Genomic DNA, 703 nt, shown 5'->3' with positions numbered 1-703 from the left:
AGGACGGACACGGCAAAGGACGGGATCAGGAAGGCGCTCCCGAACAATGCGGCGCCGGCGACGAAACTGACGATCAGGGCGAAGCAGAAATCGTCCGATTGGAACAGGGTGAAGTCGAGCAGGCCCTCGCCCTTGGCCAGCACTTGGTGGCCGAGAAAGGCCAGCAGGGTGGCGGCGCCGATCACCGTCAGCCACAGGATGCGCGGTTCCTCGAACCAGTCCCATCGGCTGCCCTGGCTGAGAACGTAGGTGAAGCAGAACAGCGTGACGCAGATCAGCGAGAAGCCGATCCAATCAAACGGACGCTGCGCGGGCTTGGTGGGCATCGGGCCGTCGGCGATCAGCAGAAGTCCGGCAGCCGCGAGCGCCAGCGGAACGACACTGAAGAAGATCCATGTCCAGGATTGGCTGTCGATCAACCACCCCTGAAGGGCAGGCGCAACGGTCGCGGGGGCGACAACCGATCCCATCGCGAACAGGGCTTGAAGGATCGGTTGGCGGGACCGCGGATAGGCGAGGAAAATGATCGCCTGGCCACCGACAAGCAGGATGCCGCCGGAGAAGCCCTGGATAATTCGAAGCGCGACCAGCAGGTCCAGCCGGGCGGTGACGGCGGCAATGCCGCACGCCATGCCCATGGCGAGCGTTGCGCCGATGATCAGGCTCAGCGGACGGACTCGGTTCATCAGCCCGGGGGCGGCGA

General features: G+C 64.9%; 1 protein-coding gene. It reads right to left on the bottom strand.

All coding sequences use genetic code 11. The features are described 5' to 3' along the window. The coding region (locus CO676_RS34340; protein ID WP_144340269.1) for an MFS transporter at nt 1–703 on the bottom strand (703 nt) is incomplete at both ends.

The sequence above is a fragment of the Sinorhizobium sp. BJ1 genome, from assembly GCF_002531555.1.
Classification (GTDB): Bacteria; Pseudomonadota; Alphaproteobacteria; order Rhizobiales; family Rhizobiaceae; genus Sinorhizobium; species Sinorhizobium fredii_B.
Note: the sequence above shows the minus strand (reverse complement) of the source record. Positions and strands in the feature narration are given on the sequence as shown.